Genomic DNA, 18,610 nt, shown 5'->3' with positions numbered 1-18,610 from the left:
ATGAGTAAGCATCTTGAGCATGTATCAACCCTTACAAATGAGGAATTAAATGATTTAATTTTACTCATTAGGAAAATACATGATTTTGATTTTAGCGGATATTCTCAAGCTTCTTTTAAGCGACAGGTAATCAAGCTAATGATTCTTGAAAAACTTAGCTATTTTGATTTAAGAGCTTTGCTCATTAACGACTCCAATTACATTGAACATTTTTTAATTAAGGTTACTGTAAACGTTACCGAAATGTTCAGAGATCCTCAGTTTTATAATTCAATTAAACAACATATCATCCCTTATTTAGACTCCTATCAACGTATAAAAGTTTGGAGTGCAGGCTGTTCAAGTGGCGAAGAAGTGTATTCATTAGCAATCCTTTTTTTTGATGAGAAACTTTATCAGCGGAGTTTTTTCTATGGGACGGATGTTAATAGCGAAGTATTAAACACTGCCAAAAATGCAATATATAGTTTAAAACAAATGAGACAATATTCAGAAAACTACATAGAAACTGGTGCAATAACTTCTCTTGAAAAGTACTACACCGCTAAGTATGATGCTGCCGTGATTAGACATTCTTTAAAAAAGAACACCTTATTTTCTGTACATAATTTAATAACGGATGGCGTTTTTAACGAATTTCAGGTGATATCATGTCGTAATGTATTGATCTATTTTACGAAAGAATTGCAAAGTAAAGTAATTGAACTTTTTTATGATAGTTTAACTAATTTCGGTTTTTTATGCTTGGGCTCCAAAGAAAGCATACGGGACTTAACGCTATTAGCCAAATTTAAAATTATTGATAAAAAAAACAACATTTATCAAAAGATACCATTAACTAGCTCTCACTAAAATCAAAAAAGGATATGGAAAATATTAACATTTTAATTGTTGATGATAAAATTGAAAATTTGGTTGCTCTCGAAGCCTTAATCGATAGAAAAGATGTAAATATCATAAGTACTACCCTCCCTAACGAGGCTTTACGCATTTCATGGGAAAAAGATATAGCCATTGCCTTAGTTGATGTACAGATGCCAGAAATGGATGGTTTTGAGCTTGTTGAAATCCTAAAAAGCAATCCTAGAACGAAAGATATTTTAGTGATTTTTGTTACAGCAATTTCCGTTGAAACAAAATATGCGGTAAGAGGCCTTGCTGTTGGCGCAGTTGATTATTTATACAAACCATTAAATCCTTATATCACTTCTGCAAAAGTTGATTCATTTATCCAAATCGTCCGAAATCAAAGAGAAATCAAGGCAAAAAATAGTCAGTTAGAGGCTTATCAGAAAAAACTAATTAAAGCCAAAGAAGAAGCCGAACAAGGAAGACGAATTAAAGAAAACTTTTTGGCTAACATGAGCCATGAAATTCGCACGCCAATAAATGGAATAATAGGACTTTCGAATGTGTTATTGGAAACCCAGTTAACGGAATCGCAAAAACACATGATAGAATTGATGAAAATATCGTCTGATTCTTTACTAAGAATTATTAATGACGTTTTGGATCTTTCTAAAATGGAAGCTGGTAAATTTAAAATTATTAGAACCGAAACAAATCTGGCACAACTTGGCGATAATGCTATAAATCTATTAAGTATTGGTGCAAAAGACAAGAAAATTGAGCTTAAATTAATACTAGATCCTCAATTACCACAAAAGGTAATGGCTGATTCTTTACGTCTCAATCAAATTTTAATAAACTTAATGGGTAATGCTATCAAGTTTACACAGCAAGGCTCTGTTACCCTAAAAATTGATGTAATTGATAAAAAAGGGAACAATATGCAAATCAAATTCTCTATTATAGATACTGGAATTGGTATAGCTAAAGAGAATATTAATAAAGTATTTGAAATGTTTGAGCAGGGCGATGATCAAACTACATTAAAATTTGGCGGTACTGGACTTGGTTTATCTATCGTGAAAAATCTTGCTAAATTAAAAGGTGGTCATTTAAGTGTTGAAAGCGAAATAAATAAAGGCAGTACTTTCTCATTCGCCAACTGGTATGAAGTTGTTAAAACTGTTAATCCAAGAGAAAGTGTTCCATTAAAACCTAACTATTTTGCTCCTTTACCGCATGTTAAGATTTTAGTTGCTGAAGACAACGTGATCAATAAATTCCTTATCGAAAAACTCTTAAAAGATTGGTCTATTAATTTTGATGTGGTTGAAAATGGAAAAGATGCACTTGTTAAACTTGCTGAAAACCAATACGACCTTATCTTAATGGATAACTATATGCCTATAATGAGCGGATTACAAGCCATTACATTAATTAGACAAGGTGAAGTTCCAGGCAAAGAGAATATTCCAATTGTTGTTTTTTCTGCAGCTACAATGGAAAGCGATAAGGTAATTGCAATGGAAGCTGGTGCGAATGGTATTTTAAGTAAATCTTTTGATTCGCAATTGCTTTACAACACCATTACCAGTTATATTAAAAAATAGTTATTTATTAAAAAGTGTCATGGTTTGGGCAGGGCCGATGGTTACAAAACTTTTTATCATGGTTACACCCCTGTTGATTAAAGTTGGTAATTCTTTTTGTTCATCTTTATCAAAAGCACCTAATACATAATCAGCCTGTTGACCTTTTCTAAAATTATCACTAATTCCAAAACGTAAACGAGCATAATTTTGTCCGCCACAAACTTCTTCAATACTTTTTAAACCATTATGTCCGGCACTGCTGCCTTGTAGTTTCATGCGTAATTTGCCTAAAGGTAGCGCCAAATCATCAACCAAAACTAGTACATTTTCTGGAGCGATTTTTAAATCTTTCATCCAATAGTTAACCGCCTTACCACTTAAATTCATAAATGTTGTCGGCTTTATAACATGCAATTTTTTGCCCTTAAAACTTACTTCAGCATAATAAGCCAATCGTAAAAGTTCAAAACTTCCGTTTAAATCTTTTACCAATTCATCGGCAATATTAAAACCAATATTATGTCGGGTGTTAGCATATTCTGGACCAATATTTCCTAAGCCAACAATGAGGTATTTCATTTTGTAAAGATAGAAAAAAGTCCGAAGTCGGGAAGTTGGAAAAGACCGAAAGTCGGAAGACCTATTATCTTGAAAATCCTATTCATCCTAAAATCCTGATAAAAAAAGAAGCGGTACAAAATTTCTTCTGTACCGCTCCTCTATCTTGTAAATCAAGGAAATCTTAAAATCTTGCTAATTATTTACCTTTAGCTGCTTCAGTTTCTGCTTGTTTTAATGCTCTAGACATACCAACAGAAACGATTGTATCTTCCGGTGTGTTAGTTACAACGTAATCACCTTTTTGCAAATCACGAACGCGGAATAAATTTCCAACTTCCATTTTAGCAATGCTAACTTCAACTACTTGAGGCATGCTTTTTGGCAATGATTTTACACGTAATTTACGTAGTTTTTGAACTAATTTACCACCCATTTTAACACCTGGAGAAGTTCCAGTTAATTTAACAGGGATTTCCATTACAATTTCTTTCTCATCAAATAATTGAAGAAAATCTACGTGTAATAATAAATCTGTTAATGGATGAAACTGAGCTTCTTTAATAATAGCTTTAGTTTTAGTACCACCAATGTTGATTTCTAAAAAGTTAGCTTCTGGAGTGTAAATAGCCTCGTTTAAATCGGTGCTTAATACAGCAAAGTGAACTTGCTCTTTACCACCATACAATACTGCAGGAACTTTACCTTCATAGCGAAGCTCTTTAGCATCGCGTTTCCCTACGTTCTCTCTTGGAGAACCGCTAATTGCGATTGTTTTCATTTTTATTTATTTTAATTTGTATATAGTATTTAGTAGTTAGTATTTAGACCTTATGCCTTATGCCCTACACCTTCTACCTTTTATTAAACTTTAAACAGGTCACTTATCGAGCCATGCTCATTTACATTAGCAATTGCTTTTGCAAATAATTTCGCTGTGCTCAACACTTTAATTTTTGAGCTCTCTTGTTTTAGCGGAATAGTATCGGTTACGATTAATTCTTCTAACATCGAGTTTTCTATCGTTTCATACGCCTTACCAGATAAAACGGCATGCGTACAAACTGCTCTCACACTATTTGCTCCGTTTTCCATAATTAAAGCTGCTGCTTTAGCTAAGGTACCTGCGGTATCACAAATATCATCCATCAACACTACATCTAAGCCCTTTACATCTCCAATAATCGACATTGATTCGATTTCATTAGCACGTAAACGACGTTTATCACAAATCACAACCTCTGCATTAAAAAACTTTGCAAAAGTACGAGCTCTGTACGATCCGCCCATATCTGGCGAAGCAATTGTTAAATTCTTTAAGCCTAAGCTTTTAATATAAGGAACAAAAATAACCGATCCATCTAAGTGATCTACCGGAATATCAAAGAAACCTTGTATCTGTGCTGCATGCAAATCCATTGTCATAATACGATGAATACCTGCAGACTTTAATAAATTAGCAACCAACTTTGCCCCAATTGCCACACGCGGTTTATCTTTTCTATCTTGTCTTGCTAAACCATAATAAGGTACAACTGCCGTGATGTAATGTGCTGATGCTCTTTTTGCGGCATCAATCATTAACAACAGTTCCATTAAATTATCGCTTGGCTGATAAGTAGATTGAACCAAGAAAACATCACATCCTCTTATTGATTCATCAAAAGAAGGCTGAAACTCGCCATCGCTAAACCGACTTAAAGTAACATCTCCTAGTGGTTTGCCGTAAGCTTCGGCAATTTTTTGTGCTAAATCTTTTGTACCGCTTCCGGCAAAAATTTTAACTGGGTTAAATTGCAATGGCATGATTTCGCGGGTATCAATGCTGGTTAAAAAAAATCGGATTGCGTTTTTATTCACAATCCGAATATGTTTTGTTGCCCGACCAGGATTCGAACCTAGACAAACGGTACCAAAAACCGTTGTACTACCTTTATACTATCGGGCAATCATTTCCCAAATCGTTGTTCTGAAATGGAATGCAAATTTACGCTTATTTTTTATAGCTGCAAGCCCCAAATCAAAAAATTTTCAAATAATTGTAAAAGCTTATTTGTTACATTAAAAAAGGGTTAATTTTTGTTAAAAGACCTTAACTATTTGTATTTATATCAATCTATTTCTTTATTTTCGGCTGCATTTTTATGTATCAAAGCATTTATTTTTATCCATTTATACAATGAACTATTCAAAAATAAACAACATAGTCGGCTGGATTTGTTTCTTTATAGCGACTTTAACCTACATTTTAACCTTAGAACCATCTGTTAGTTTTTGGGATTGTGGAGAGTTTATCGCTTCGGCATTAAAAATGCAAGTTGTGCATCAACCTGGTGCACCATTATTCTTAATGATCCAGCGTTTCTTTTCTATTTTCGCCATGGGCGATGTAACTAAAGTTGCTTATTTTATGAATATCGGTTCGGCAATTGCCAGTGGAGCCACTATTTTATTCTTGTTTTGGACGATTACTGCACTTGCTAAAAAAGTTCTGATAAAAGCGAATGAAGAAATTAGCACTGGAAATTTAATTAGCATAATGGGTGCTGGAGCAGTTGGCGCTTTAGCTTATACTTTTTCTGATAGTTTTTGGTTCTCAGCAGTAGAATCAGAGGTTTATGCACTTTCATCGTTATTTACAGCTATTGTTTTTTGGGCTATTTTAAAATGGGAAGCTATTGCTGATGAGCCAAGAGCAGATAAGTGGTTACTTTTTATCGCCTACATTATGGGGCTTTCTATTGGTATTCACTTACTAAATTTACTAACTATACCAGCTATTGCTTTTGTTTATTATTTCAAAAAAACAGCGAAACCAACTACTGCAGGCATTCTTAAAACCTTCGGAATTGGCGTAGTCATTTTAGCGGTAATACAATATGGTATTATTCAATATTTGGTTTCAGCTGGTGCTTACTTCGATCTTTTCTTTGTAAACTCCTTAGGTTTAGGTTTTGGCACTGGTGTACTTTTCTTTGCTCTTTTATTAATTGGCGGTTTAGTTTGGGGTATTCGTCACTCAATTAAACATCAGAAAAAGATTTTAAACTTAGCTTTATTATCAACTGTATTGGTGATTTTTGGCTATGCTTCTTTTGCAATGATTGTAATTAGAGCGCAGGCTAAACCTAATTTAAATAATAGCGATCCAGATAATGCATTCTCATTTTTAAGTTATTTAAACCGCGAACAATATGGAGATAGACCATTACTAGTTGGACCGAATTATAATTCAATTCCTAAATATAATGAAGATGGTAGTAATCCTATAAATGTTCCCGGCGGGAAAACTTATAGAAAAGGTGCAACAAAATATGAAGTTGCTGGTATAAAATCTGATCATATTTATGGTGAAAATGAAAATTTCCCAGATAGTATTAAACGTTTACAGCACGAAGTTTTGTTCCCGAGAATGTATGATAGTGATGAAAGATATGTGAAATATTATAAAGATATGATGGGTTTTGATGACACGCACTTCCCTACTTTTTTTGATAACGTTGGATTTTTTGCTCGCTACCAAGTTGGGCTAATGTATATGCGTTATTTCATGTGGAATTTTGTTGGTCGTCAAAATGAAGTTCAAGGACAGGGAAGTTTATATGAGGGCAGATCATTAAGTGGAATTAAACCTATCGACGCCTTAAATTTGGGAGATCAAACTAATTTGCCACCATCTATTACTGAAAGTACTTCTTATAATCGCTTTTTCTTTTTACCGCTAATTTTAGGCTTATTAGGTGCTATTTGGCATTTTACTCGCAAACCAGAAGATGGTGGTATTATAGGGTTGTTATTTTTCTGTACCGGTTTGGCTATTGTTTTATATCTCAACCAAAAACCGTTAGAACCTAGAGAAAGAGATTATGCGTACGTAGGTTCATTTTATGCCTTTGCCATTTGGATAGGGCTCGGGGTTTTGGCCATAAAGGAATGGGTATTTAAAAAACTGAGCGCAAAAAATGCAGCTATCGGTGCTACTGTAATCGCTTTGCTTTGTGCTCCAGTGATAATGGCTAGTCAAGGTTGGGATGACCATAATCGTTCTACAAAAATGGTAGCACATGATATTGCTGTAAGTTATATGGAATCTTGTGCACCAAATGCTATTCTTTTCACCTATGGTGATAATGATACGTACCCCTTATGGTATATTCAGGAGGTTGAAGGTGTTAGACCAGATATTCGTTTAGTGAATTTAAGTTTGTTTGATACGGATTGGTATATCAACGGAATGAGAAGGAAAGTGCATGAATCAGAGCCGTTACCTATTACGATGAAACCATCGCAGTATGTTGCTGGTGAAAGAGATGTAATGTATATTAAGGACCTTCAAATTCAAGGTTCTGTAGAATTGAAACAAATTGTTGATCTTCTATTATCCGATAATGCAGACGATAAAGTCGCTTTGATAGATGGTACTAAAACGAATTTTCTGCCGACTAAGAATTTAAAGTTAACTGTTAATCCACAAGATGTGATTAGTACGGGTACTTTACCAGCATCAGAATTGAGCAGAATTACACCTGCGATGGAATGGAAATTTAACAAGGGCTATGTAACGAAAGGTACATTGGCTATGTTTGATATTTTAGCACACAACAACTGGAAAAGACCTGTTTATTTCTGTAGTACTGTTCCTTCTGAGCAATTTAATGGTTTAGATAACTATTTATATAATGAAGGTTTGGCTTTACGTTTATTGCCTTTAAAACAGGATAGTATTGCTAATACTGGAGAGCAACCTATTAATTTAGAACCGATGTATACACACATCATGAATAAATTTAAGTGGGGGAATGTTAAAAATGCATCTTATTTAGATGAACAATCAGCTGATGATGTTTCTATTTTTAATAATATGTTTAACAGCTTAATTACTGGATTAATAAAACAAGGTAGACTTGATGATGCGAAGAAAGTAGTTCGTAAATATGATGAGGTAATGCCTACAAAAATTTATAGCATTCGTACAATGATGGGTGTACCAACTATGGCGCAGAACTTATACATATTGGGTGAAACTGAAAAGGCAAACAATTTGCTTAAAAAATCTGCGGAGTATATTAAAAAAGAGATGATTTATTTATCGGATGTTTCGAAAAGCAAAAACCAATTGATTGGTGGTCAGAATATACAAATTGGATTGATGTATGGTTTAGAACCTATGGTTAAAGTAGCTGCACAATACAAACAAACCAAACTTGCAGATGAATTGAATAAACAATACAATGATTTGTATAATGGGTTTAGTCAATTTTTTGGTTCTGCACCGCAGCAATAATTGATTATCAATGACATAAAAAAGCCATCATGTTTTAAACGTGATGGCTTTTTTGTTATGATGAGATTAAAATTAGTTCTCGACTACTACACCCATTGCACAGAATTTATCAATTCTGGTTGCAATTAGTTTATCGGTATTTACTTTTTTCAACTCTTTTAAGTCTTTTACAATTTGTGCTTTAAGTGTTTGACCCATTAACTCAGGGTTTTGATGTGCACCGCCTAATGGTTCTTTTACAATACCATCAATTAATTGGTTTTTGTACATATCATCTGATGTTAGTTTTAAGCATTCTGCTGCTTTTTCTTTAAAATCCCAACTTCTCCATAAAATGGATGAGCAAGATTCTGGTGAAATAACTGAATACCATGTATGTTCTAACATGTATACTTTGTCGCCTATACCAATTCCTAAAGCTCCGCCAGATGCACCCTCTCCTACTACAAAGCATAAAATTGGCACTTTTAGCACAGACATTTCTAATAAATTACGAGCAATTGCTTCTCCTTGTCCGCGTTCTTCTGCTTCTAAACCTGGATAAGCACCCATGGTATCTATAAAAGAAATTACTGGTTTATTGAATTTTTCGGCCAATTTCATTAAGCGTAATGCTTTTCTATAGCCTTCTGGATTTGCCATACCAAAATTACGAAACTGTCGTTCTTTGGTATTTTTACCTTTTTGGTGACCGATAATCATTACGGTTTGCCCATCAATAGTTGCAAAACCTCCAATAATTGCCTTATCATCTTTTACGGTTCTATCGCCATGCATTTCGATGAAATCATCGCATATCATAGCAATATAATCTAAGGTTTGTGGTCTTTCTGCATGGCGAGACATTTGAACTTTTTGCCATCCAGTTAGGTTATTGTATAAATTTTTACTGGTTTTAGCTACTTTTTCGTCTAGCTCTGCTAGCGTTGCAGACATATCTACTTTAGTTTTATCGGCAACTTGCTTTACCTTTTCTATCTGATGCATTAAATCAGCTAGTGGTTTTTCGAAATCGAATGATGTTTTTATCTGTTCCATAAGCGGGCTGTAAAAATAAGTAATTATCCCGAAACATACTGCAATAAAATTTCGATAAAAGAATGAGGGGTAAGGGTTTTATATTATTTAGCTACAGATTAACAGATTTTTTCTAATTCAATTAACATTAAGGAATTAAGATAGGTTAAGAATTGTAGTAAAGGGCTTTAAATTATTTAGCCACAGATTATCGGATTTTTATTGAAAGAAATCTGTTAATCTATGGCTATTATTATATAATCTTATATCTAACTAAAACTTAGCTGGAACGCCTGGTTTTGGTAATGCTTTTTCTATAAATTCTCTGATGTGATCGTTTCCTGCTTTTAAATCTGGTTTACGTAGGTACATCATATGTCCGCTTTCGTAGCCTTCCCAACTCATTCTATCTTTTAATTTACCGCTTGGATCCATTTGCCACATGTTATATTTAGCGTTGAAATAATCGCAAGCGCCATCAAAATATCCAGACTGAACAAGCACATGTAAGTACGGGTTTTGAGCCATCGCTGCACGTAAATTTTCTCCAGTACGATCGCCAGTATTATCCCATGGGTAAACTGAGCCAAACATATTGTATTTTAAATCGGTTTTATAATTGAGCTCGTTGCGGATATACATATTAATGGCAGGCGTAAATGAATGCAACCAAGATGTTAATTCTGCATTGTACTCTGGTCCATCTCCTGCATCAGCTTTATCTATTCCTTTATATCTTGAATCTAATCGTCCAACGGTAAATCCTTGATCGCGTAGCAGCTCTTTCCAAAATAAATTGGTCGATACATCGAGGTTGTTCTGCATAATTACCTTTTCAGATATTCCTGAAAACCTAGCCATTTTTGCGGCGATTTTCTGCTTTTCTGCTTGTGGTAAAAAACCACCTTTTGTTATTGCAGGAATGAGTTCATTCACCGTGAAGTTTTCAACTTCTGGCAACATATCAGTGAGTTTTTTGCTCTGTAAATCGGCTGGTAATTTTTTGTGATACCATGCTGTTGCAGCGAAATATGGTAAACGTAAAGCTGCATCTAGCACTGTTCCTCTTTCCATCCCTAATTCTGTTGGCGATACTAAAATAACACCATTTAGGTACATCCATTGATTACTTTGTAATTCTAATGCTAAGCCAGAAACTCGTGTAGTTCCGTAACTTTCTCCAATTAAAAACTTCGGCGATGCCCAACGATTATTGCGGGTTACAAATGTATTTAACCACTCGGCCAAGTACTTGATATCTGCTCTTACACCAAAAAACTTAGTGCCAGGAACATCTTTACTCGTTGCACGAGAATAACCTGTATTTACAGGGTCGATGTAAACGATATCGGCAACATCTAAAATAGACGAACTATTGTCTTTGTAGCCATAGGGCTGAATTGGATATCCTTCATCATCTATATTTAAAACAACTGGACCAGTATACGCAATGTGCATCCAAACTGATGCAGAGCCTGGGCCACCGTTAAAAGAAATAACCAAAGGTCTGTTCTCTCTGTTTTGAACATCAGAACGTTCGTAATAGGTATAAAATAAGCCTGCGATTGGTTTTCCATCTTCATCCCAAACTGGCAAAGTACCTGTTGTTGCTTTGTATGGAACAGATTTACCTCTAATGGTTACGGTATGATTTGTAATTACAGAGCTTTCTGGAACAATTGTTCTTGAGGCAATATTGGTGTTCGTTTTTGTTTCTTCTTTTGCAGGTGCAGCTGTTGTAGCAGGCGGAGTTGCTGTTCTTGGTCCATTTTGGCCTTGAGGGCGTTGTTGAGCTTGCGCAAAACTCACAATACTTAGTGCAATAAGTGTTGAGGTAAAAAATTTCTTCATCTGAGTTTTTTTGGTTGGTGATATAAATATCAAAAATTGAAATCCATATTTAGCAACGAACACGAAATTGTTACTGATGGATAGCAGAACAAAATTAAAAGCCACAGATTATCAGATTAAAATCTCTAGTAAGCTATGAATTAGCAAAACTAAAATCTGTTAATCTGTGGCAAACCATTTATTTCAAAATTGGCGCTAACACTTTCGCTTTGCCATCTATTTTTTGTGTGTAGGTTAAGCCTAAAATATTCGCAATTAGTGGATAAACATTTACGTTTTCGAATGCACTGATTTTTAAGTTCTGTTTAAACTGTGGGCCCCAAGCATAAAAAACTGCATGCATATCTTGAATTGCTGGATCGAAACCATGCTGACCAAAATCAGGTCGTATGCCATTGATATTAAATACTTTTGGCAAATGTGGGACTAATAATATATCTCCTACTCTGTTATAAATATCTGCTTTTTTATTGTAATGCCACGCTTTTGGAATTTGCTTACTTAAGTAAACATCATAGTCTTTTGCTTCGGCTTTTAATGCTTTATAAGTTGGTTTAATAAAGGTTTTATCATTTGCATATATATGTAATAATGCATTACCAGGCGTAACTTTAAAATGTGTTAAGTCTATCGCTTTAGGCATAGGAATTGTGTTCACGTTATCAATTGCTGCCATGCCATGATCTGACAAAAGAATAAAATTAACGTGCAAACCTGTTGATTTCGCGGCATCAACTAATTTTCCTACTGCATCATCCACTATTTGCACTGCTTTTCTAGTTTCTTCCGATTCTGGTTTATATCTATGCGCTGCTTGATCTACCTGAGGAAAGTATAACGCAATAAAATGCGGCCGTTTTTCTTCGGGTAATTGCAACCAATCTTTCACAACAGCTACTCGCTTATCTATTGGAATAACTTCGCTGTAATTGTATAAATAGGTTGGTTTTATGCCATCCATAGAGATTTCTGAACCTGGCCAATAAAAAATAGCGCTTAACATTTGTTGTTGTTCTGCTAAAACCCAAAGTGGTTTTCCACCATACCAAGAACTATCTGCCGCCATTGTTTTATCCGATTTCTTGTAAATAACATTTCTCGTTTTATCGTAAAAAATATTATCTACCACACCATGATGTGCAGGATACAACCCAGTTACAATACTATAATGATTTGGAAATGTTAGTGAAGGGAAAGAGGGTTTCAAATATTCGGCCTGCACTCCGCTTTCTCTTAGTTTAATTAGGTTCTTAGCGTTGTATTTATCTGCCAAATCCCATCTAAATGCATCTATAGAAATTAAAATTACATACGGTTTTTTTTGCTGTTCAATACCGTTTACTCTATTAGGAACTACTTTTTGAGTAGTATCTTGGGCGTTTGCTGTTATCCCTAAAAAAGTAAATAATACGACGGCAAATAATAACTTCTTAATGAGCATTCTTAAAATTAATTTAAAGCTTGTTTACTATAAATATGGTATTCTCCAGGAGCTAAAGTTGCGCCATACGTAGTGTTAGCTAAATTCATAGTTGCACCACCAGTTGCATCAATCCAAGCTCCAGTTGTCCCAAAATCTATGTTTGCAGTTTGATTAGTTACATCGAAATTACCTACCACAACAACCGTATTTGTGCCGTTAGTTAATTTGATATATTTTAGTCCACCACTAACACTATATGTATAAGTTGGGCTAGTAAAAATAGTATTATTCTTTTTTAGTTTGATGAATTTAGTGTAAGCATCATATAAAGCTTTCCGACGGCTATCGGTAAAATACTCCCATTTAATTGGTTTATCGCCTGTGCGACCATTAAAATCTATACTCACATCGTAGCCAAGTTCGCCAAATTGCCAAATCATTTTCGGACCAGGAACTGCAAATAAAAATGCGGCAGCCATTTCTTCCCGTTTTAAAGCTGTGGTTAAATCTTTAACAGAATATCCTGTAACCACATTACCATAGGTGATATTTTTAAAGTTCAAGCGCTCTTCATCATGGCTTTCCATGTAATCAACTAAATTCTCTGACTTGCTAAAACCGTGTTTAGTGTAAAATGCCCAAGAAAAATCAGAAGTAGGAATCCAGCCCATTGTGGCTTCATTCATGTTATAATTTAGATTATTCCATAACATCATGCCATCATCTGCTAATACTTTTTCTTCGCTGGCATCAGCAAAATGCTCTAAAATAACATAGAAATTATTTGGGTCGATACTTTTAATGTAGTTATTGTATTCTTTCCAAATTGCAATACGACTCGCATCATACGCAGCAAAACCTGCATCATTTGTAGAGTAGTTTTGTGTAAATCCTTTCGACAAATCAAATCTAAATCCATCGATTTTATAGTTTTGCATCCAAAATTTAACCACATTTTTAACAAAATATTTAGTAGCTGGGCTTTCGTGATTAAAATCATAACCTACATTATACGGATGTTTAGCATCTACATTAAACCAAGGGCTGTTTGAAGTCGGTTTATTTCCATCAAAATACAATTGCACCATTGGCGATTGACCAAAAGAATGATTTAACACCATATCCATAATTACCGCAATTCCTTTGCCGTGGCATTCATCAATAAAGTTTTGCAAAGCAGTTTTCGTACCGTAATATTTATCTGGCGCAAAATAATAAGACACGTTGTAACCCCAACTTAAATTACCTTCAAACTCTGTTACTGGCATTAATTCGATTGCATTGATACCCAAATCTTTTAAATAATCTAATTTTTGAAGTGTTGACGCGTAGCTATGTTCTGTTGTAAAATCACGAATTAACAATTCATAAACCACTAAATTGTCTTTTGCTGGCCGAGTAAAACTTCCATTTTTCCAAGTGTATACTGGCTGATTTGCCTGCATAACACTTACAATTCCAGTTGTTTTTCCTGTTGGATATGCTTTTAAATTAGGATAAGTTACGGATGAAATATAGCTATCGTTATTAGGATCAAGCACTTTTTCGCAGTAAGGATCGGCAACTTTCAAAGTTCCATCCACAAAAAACTGATAGGCATATTCTGTATTCGGATTTAAGTTATCAATTTGAACCCACCAAGTCGTATTATCTGGCGCTAATTTCATTTGATAAGCAGGTAAAGTTTGCCAATCATTAAAATCGCCTACCACATATACGGATGATTTTGAAGGTGCATATAAAGTTACAATTGCTGATACACCGCCATTTATGAACACAACCCCATCTTTAGCCGCACTTGGCAACGGATAAGTCGGCGTTGTTGGTACAGTTGGTGTTGGTGTAGGCTCCGTATTCGGGAACGTTCCCGATTTTTTACAACTAAAAAGTAAAACAGCAGTTACAAGCAGTAAGGGGTAAATCAATTTTTTCATACTTGGGGATATATTTGGACTCAAAAATACTCAATATTAGGTATTTATAGCTATAAAATTTAACTGTAATTTTCATTTCCTTAGTTATTACAAAAATAGATTCGCAAAATGAGCGTTTTGCTCAGTTTTTAGAAGGATTTAAGGTTAATAATAAAATGACGGTTTTTAAAAAGATGTATAAATTATTATTCCTTATTCTACTATCTCTTTTTGTGAATACAATAGTGTTTTCGCAAACTCCTTCAGTTGATAAATCATCGAATTATCAGTCAATATCTTTTGATCAATTGATAGCTAAGTTTAATAGTGTTCGTACTACTAAAAATAATGCAAAGGCACTCACCTATTTAGCGCAAGCAGAAGATCTTTTAGTAAATTTTAAGGACGATAATTTAACTAATGCGCAAACAGAATTGGCCACCGCATTTGCAAAAGCTGGCGATACAGAAAAAGCAAAAATTTATCAGCAAAAAGCATTAGCCGTTTCTCGTGGAAAACCTAGTGCAGTTTCTATCGCTAACCTAAAGAAGTTGGCCAAAAGTTATGTGATACTAAATGATACTTTGGGCATGCAAATCATGTTTGAAAAAGCAATTAACCTAGCGCCACAACATAATAAACGACCTATAAAAATTGCTTATGTTAATAGTCTTTTTGGGGTTGATGAAAATGTAAAAGCATCAACTTTGTTAACTGAATTATATTCAGATACGCCTTTATCTACTGCAGAACGAGCTGAAATTTTAACATTATTGCTTATCAATTCATTAAAATTAAACCAGTTACAACATTTAGATAAATATTACCAAGAGTTAGCGCAATTAAAACCAGCTCAAACCGCTACTTACTTTTTAGCAAAAGGAATGTATTTGGAACATAAAAATCAATATACAAATGCATTAAAAAATTATCATCCTTTATTTTTGGCATTTAAAGCTGGTAAAAGGGAAGTTGTTTACTTAGATGGTGTTTTACAATTGGCGCAATTAACTAGTAAACAACTTAAAAAAGATAGCGCAACTTATCTTTTCAATCTTGTGGCGAATGCTTTAAACAAACCATTAAAATCTACTGCAATTGGCATTCGTTATTTAAAATTATATCAAGTTCATCAACTTCGTTTTAATCAATCTAATGCGGTTATTGATAAAGCTTTAAACACAAAGGATTCGCTTTACCAAAATGAATTAATTGCACTAACCAAAGAGTTGGCCTACAAGTATAAAATAGAACAAGACAAACAAAAAGCAGAGCTCCTTAAAAAACAACGAGATGTAGAAGCACTTACTTATGCTAAGAATAAACAGCGTTCATTGCTCATTATTAGTTGTTTATGCTTGCTTTTAGTTGGTGGTGGGGCGATGATTTATATTTTATATCAGCGGCGCAAGCAAGGTAATTTATTGCATTTAGCAGAGTTAGCACGATTGAAACAATTGCACAAAACGAATGTGATAAGAACACTTTCCAAATCGCAAGAAGCTGAGCGTTGGCGCATTGCGGATCAATTGCATGATGAGGTTGGATCTATGATTTCGGTTGTGCGATTAAATCTTTCAGAACATCCTTTAAAAGATGAAGTTATCTCGCCAGAAAAATTGGAAACAGCGAATAGAATTTTAGCAAATGTAGCAGATACAGTTCGGGAAATGAGCCATCAATTAATGCCAGTTGCTATTCGTCAATATGGTCTGATTAATTCAATTGAGCAATTAATAAGCGATATTAACACATCAGGCAAAATTTATATCGAACATTTAATTTATGGTTTCGATGATCTTTCTAAATATCCCGAAGATTTTCAAGTTAGTTTTTATCGCATTGTGCAAGAACTTTTCCAAAATATTGTAAAACATGCTAAGGCTACGAATGCAATTTTTCAATTGGTAGAACACCCAGATTCCATCAATTTATACATTGAAGATAATGGAAAGGGGATAGATAATGATAAAAATGATCGTAATGGAAAAGGAATTGGTTTATTGTCTAATCGGATAGATTATTACGAAGGAAAAATAAGCATTGAAGGGCAACCAGGTAAAGGAACACTCATTGTAATCGATATTCCAACCCTACATATGATGCAACCTAATTAAAAACGTATGCAAAATTTAAAAATATTTATAGCAGATGATCATCAGATTTTAATAGATGGAATTATTTCCTTTTTTAATGAATTAGAGGGGTTTGAGGTAATTGGTCATGCAAATGATGGTTTGAGTTTATTACAAGAAATTGCAACAAAAACTCCAGACATTATTCTATTGGATTTAAACATGCCAAAATTAGATGGCATTGCAACATTAAAAAAGCTAAGAGGTAATTATCCAAATATTAAGATTATTATTTTATCGAATTATCATCAATCCCAACTCATTAAAGAAACAAAAGCTTTAGGTGCAGATGGTTATGTTTTAAAAAATGGTTCTAAAAGTGATTTATTAAATGCTATAGAAACTATACAAAGTGGAAAGTTTTATTTCCCAGAGGAGAAAGAAGTAGATCCAAATACGCCGCTCGTTTTTACAGATGAGTTTATGAAAAAATATCAACTTACAAAAAGAGAGGTTGAGATAATTAAACTAGTGTGTGAAGCGTTAAGTAGCAAAGAGATTGGCGATAAATTATTTATTGGCGAGCTTACTGTAACCACACATCGTAGAAATATCTTGAGCAAATTAGGACTTAAAAACACCCCCGCACTCATAAATTTTGCCAAGGAAAATGGAATCGCTTAATTTAAAAACCCACACTACATCTTTTGTTTAAGCTTTTACGTAAATACAGAGCTAAACGGCTTAAATTAAAATGGTATTTGTATGACATAACCCATTAATTAGAGTACATTAGCTAAAATTATAAAACTGTCCCTACTACACTTTACATAAAACATGACAAAGAAAGTCAAATTTACGAATACCAATAAATGCACCTTTTATGCCACCTTACGTAAACGTGTTGATGAACATTTTGAAGAACAGCAGATAAGTGTTCACGCTAATGGAGCCATGTGGTTTAAGGCATTTTTCTTTTTAGGAACTTTTATTGCATTGTATTTCTTGATTTTATTGGGTGGTTTTAGCCCATTAATCATGTTGGGCATGGCCGTTTTATTAGGTATGTTTGGCGCTTTTGTCGGTTTTAATATTTGTCATGATGCCATTCATAAGGCATTTTCTGATAAACCATTCATCAATAAATCTTTTAGCTTTTTATTCAGTTTAATTGGGGCTAGTGCATACGTTTGGAGCATTTGCCACAATATTGTACACCATACGTACACCAATATTTCGGGGCATGATGAAGATATTGATGTTGCACCAGGTTTAATCCGCTTTTGCGAAAATGAACCTGTAAATAAATTACAACGTTACCAGCATTTTTATGCTTTTGGTTTATACAGTTTAGCTATGCTATCTTGGGTTTTTAGAAAAGATTACAAAAAATTCTTCCAAACTAAAATTGGATGCCAAGTAGCAAATCATCCAAAAATTGAATATTTTAACCTTTTCTTCTTCAAATTTTTATACTATTTCTTATTTATAATTTTACCCCTACTAGTTTTAGATATTACGTGGTGGCAATATATAATTGGCTTTTTAGCTATGCAATTTGCGCAAGGATTGGTATTAGGTTTAGTTTTTCAATTGGCACATGTGGTAGAAGGAACTAGCTTCCCTCATCCTAATATTGAAGGAAATATTGAAGAAGCATGGGCTGCTCATCAAATGATGACAACTGCAAATTTTGCAGTAAATAGTAAAATAGCCGGCTTTATATGTGGCGGTTTAAACAGACAAGTGGAGCACCATCTTTTCCCAAAAATATGCCATATTCATTATCCTGCTATTGGTAAAATAGTGAAGGAAACTGCTTTAGAATTTAATCTTCCTTACATAGAAAGCCCTACTTTTTTAAGCGCTTTAGGTTCTCATTATCGCATGTTGCGAAAATTGGGCAAAGAAGCCTATATAGCTAAAGAAAAATTGGCTATTATCCCTTGTATCCTTACGCCAAAAATTAGTACGCCTTTGTAGGTAGTTAAAAACAGATTATTTTTCAGTTAAGCGAACAAAAAAATAAAATATTTGTTAATTGAGGA

General features: G+C 34.0%; 13 protein-coding genes and 1 tRNA gene. 6 read left to right on the top strand and 8 right to left on the bottom strand.

What is annotated here, in order from left to right:
• Together GM921_RS15720 and GM921_RS15715 are read left to right on the top strand one after the other, a co-directional pair.
• Entirely contained in the window at positions 1 to 852 is an 852-nt protein-coding gene (locus GM921_RS15720; protein WP_182923584.1) for a CheR family methyltransferase, read from the top strand.
• A 14-nt stretch (positions 853 to 866) separates the two neighbouring features.
• Positions 867 to 2,459 carry a response regulator gene (locus tag GM921_RS15715; RefSeq protein ID WP_182923583.1) on the top strand — a complete coding sequence of 531 codons (1,593 nt, stop codon included), beginning with the start codon at positions 867 to 869 and terminating at the stop codon, positions 2,457 to 2,459.
• Here GM921_RS15715 and pth read toward each other — a convergent pair whose 3' ends face one another.
• The 4 genes from pth to GM921_RS15695 form a co-directional block, all read right to left on the bottom strand.
• On the bottom strand, positions 2,460 to 3,020 hold the full coding sequence (gene pth / locus GM921_RS15710; protein WP_182923582.1) for an aminoacyl-tRNA hydrolase: 561 nt from the start codon (positions 3,018 to 3,020) through the stop codon (positions 2,460 to 2,462). It abuts the gene before it with no gap.
• Between the two features lie 178 nt (positions 3,021 to 3,198).
• Positions 3,199 to 3,780 (bottom strand): 50S ribosomal protein L25/general stress protein Ctc, encoded by a 582-nt coding sequence (locus tag GM921_RS15705; protein ID WP_182923581.1) that lies wholly within the window; start codon positions 3,778 to 3,780, stop codon positions 3,199 to 3,201.
• An 83-nt stretch (positions 3,781 to 3,863) separates the two neighbouring features.
• Complete coding sequence (locus tag GM921_RS15700; protein ID WP_182923950.1) at positions 3,864 to 4,805, bottom strand: ribose-phosphate pyrophosphokinase; 942 nt, start codon at positions 4,803 to 4,805, stop codon at positions 3,864 to 3,866.
• Between the two features lie 71 nt (positions 4,806 to 4,876).
• Positions 4,877 to 4,947 (bottom strand) — tRNA-Gln (locus tag GM921_RS15695).
• 231 nt (positions 4,948 to 5,178) lie between these two features.
• Here GM921_RS15695 and GM921_RS15690 point away from each other — a divergent pair.
• A complete protein-coding gene (locus tag GM921_RS15690; RefSeq protein WP_182923580.1) occupies positions 5,179 to 8,283 on the top strand; it encodes a protein O-mannosyl-transferase family in 3,105 nt (1,034 codons plus the stop codon).
• Between the two features lie 72 nt (positions 8,284 to 8,355).
• Here the strand turns inward: GM921_RS15690 and GM921_RS15685 are convergent, their stop codons facing one another.
• From GM921_RS15685 to GM921_RS15670, 4 genes are all read right to left on the bottom strand, one after another.
• Positions 8,356 to 9,321, bottom strand: a complete 966-nt coding sequence (locus GM921_RS15685; protein WP_182923579.1) for an acetyl-CoA carboxylase carboxyltransferase subunit alpha — start codon at positions 9,319 to 9,321, stop codon at positions 8,356 to 8,358.
• 252 nt (positions 9,322 to 9,573) lie between these two features.
• On the bottom strand, positions 9,574 to 11,151 hold the full coding sequence (locus GM921_RS15680) for a S10 family peptidase (protein WP_182923578.1): 1,578 nt from the start codon (positions 11,149 to 11,151) through the stop codon (positions 9,574 to 9,576).
• Between the two features lie 178 nt (positions 11,152 to 11,329).
• Positions 11,330 to 12,592 carry an alkaline phosphatase family protein gene (locus GM921_RS15675; RefSeq protein WP_182923577.1) on the bottom strand — a complete coding sequence of 421 codons (1,263 nt, stop codon included), beginning with the start codon at positions 12,590 to 12,592 and terminating at the stop codon, positions 11,330 to 11,332.
• Positions 12,593 to 12,600: 8 nt separating this feature from the next.
• Positions 12,601 to 14,508: an alpha-amylase family glycosyl hydrolase gene (locus GM921_RS15670; RefSeq protein WP_182923576.1), complete on the bottom strand. Its 1,908-nt coding sequence runs from the start codon at positions 14,506 to 14,508 to the stop codon at positions 12,601 to 12,603.
• A 173-nt stretch (positions 14,509 to 14,681) separates the two neighbouring features.
• Here GM921_RS15670 and GM921_RS15665 point away from each other — a divergent pair, with 173 nt between their 5' ends.
• The 3 genes from GM921_RS15665 to GM921_RS15655 all read left to right on the top strand — a co-directional run bounded on the left by GM921_RS15665 (position 14,682) and on the right by GM921_RS15655 (position 18,545).
• Positions 14,682 to 16,604, top strand: a complete 1,923-nt coding sequence (locus tag GM921_RS15665) for a tetratricopeptide repeat-containing sensor histidine kinase (protein ID WP_182923575.1) — start codon at positions 14,682 to 14,684, stop codon at positions 16,602 to 16,604.
• Positions 16,605 to 16,610: 6 nt separating this feature from the next.
• The gene (locus GM921_RS15660) at positions 16,611 to 17,246 is read left to right on the top strand and encodes a response regulator (RefSeq protein ID WP_182923574.1); all 636 of its coding nucleotides are present in this window, start codon (positions 16,611 to 16,613) and stop codon (positions 17,244 to 17,246) included.
• A 153-nt stretch (positions 17,247 to 17,399) separates the two neighbouring features.
• Positions 17,400 to 18,545 (top strand): fatty acid desaturase family protein, encoded by a 1,146-nt coding sequence (locus GM921_RS15655; protein ID WP_182923573.1) that lies wholly within the window; start codon positions 17,400 to 17,402, stop codon positions 18,543 to 18,545.
• Positions 18,546 to 18,610: the final 65 nt, after the last annotated feature.

Source organism: Pedobacter planticolens, from assembly GCF_014172375.1.
Classification (GTDB): Bacteria; Bacteroidota; Bacteroidia; order Sphingobacteriales; family Sphingobacteriaceae; genus Pedobacter; species Pedobacter planticolens.
This window is presented reverse-complemented; position numbering and strand designations above follow the sequence as displayed.